The 1,082-nt window shown below is 40.9% G+C and carries 1 protein-coding gene and 1 pseudogene; one reads left to right on the forward strand and one right to left on the reverse strand.

What is annotated here, in order from left to right; genetic code table 11:
* Nucleotides 1-355 (forward strand): annotated as a pseudogene (locus HT723_RS11755) (transposase); the annotation flags it as partial.
* A gap of 425 nt (nt 356-780) precedes the next feature.
* On the opposite strand, the gene HT723_RS11990 reads toward HT723_RS11755, so the two are convergent.
* Complete coding sequence (locus HT723_RS11990) at nt 781-984, reverse strand: LPXTG cell wall anchor domain-containing protein (protein WP_083022277.1); 204 nt, start codon at nt 982-984, stop codon at nt 781-783.
* Nucleotides 985-1,082 lie beyond the last annotated feature (98 nt).

Below are 1,082 nucleotides of genomic sequence, written 5' to 3' on the forward strand. Positions count from 1 at the left end.
GGTGCTAGAGAGTGATAGCTATCTGACCTACTATTGGACTTTTTTGTCAGGAAAATCAGAGAAGCAAGGAATCACGCTTTACCACCATGATCAGCGTCGAAGTGGTTCAGTAGTACAAGAATTCCTAGGAGATTATTCTGGCTATGTGCATTGTGACATGTTGCGGCAGTAACTTAGGACTTTAGTCCTCTAGTTCTGCCTATGCGATAGCAGTCCAAGGTTTAGGAGCAAGGCGACGCTAAGCTTGGTAAACTGCGAACCGCTAGAAGCTTATCGTCAACTGGAAGAAGCTGAACTTGTTGGATGTTGGGCGCATGTGAGAAGGAAATTTTTTGAAGCGACCCCCAAACTAGCAGACTCTCGTAAACAAAGAGGTTTTAGAGGCTTATTTACCATGGACTAAAGTTGTACAAGAAAAGTGCAAATAATACTCTTCGAAAATCAAATTCAAACCGCGTCAGCGTCGCCTTACCGTACTCAAGTACAGCTTGCGGCTAGCTTCCTAGTTTGCTCTTTGATTTTCATTGAGTATAAGAAATCTCCAGATTAGGAACTATCCGTGAGTTCTCTAGTCTGGAGATTTTTCAATATACTTCGTTATTGGGCGGTTACCGTTACACTACAGTTGACAAAGAGCCATTTAAAAAGCGAACAATTCTAAAATTGTTCGCTTTTCATCTAAACATCCCTTGTACTCGATTCCTAAAATAATCAGCAGAATTAATAGGGCTCATTTTTAAAATACAGAAGAATGTATATCAGCTTGACTAAACTTTTATTTTAGTCTTCTTTTTTCTTTCTAAACGCAAATCCGAGTCCACTTAGCATACCAAGAAGTCCTAGAGAAGCAAGAGTCGCATTTGATTCTGTTCCTGTATTTGGCAATACATTATGTGATTTACTTGGCTGTTCCGTAGAGACTGTTACCTTAGCTGGTGTTGTTACATTAGGAACTTCTACAGCTGCTTTACCTGGTTCTGTAATCTTAGCCTTACCTCCCCCCTTCTTCTCTTTTCCTTTCTCCTTTTTCCCCTTCTCTTCCCCCTCTTCTCCCCTCTACCATTTAATTGGACGACCATCCT

The organism is Streptococcus sp. 2106, assembly GCF_013277315.1.
Taxonomy (GTDB): Bacteria; Bacillota; Bacilli; order Lactobacillales; family Streptococcaceae; genus Streptococcus; species Streptococcus pseudopneumoniae.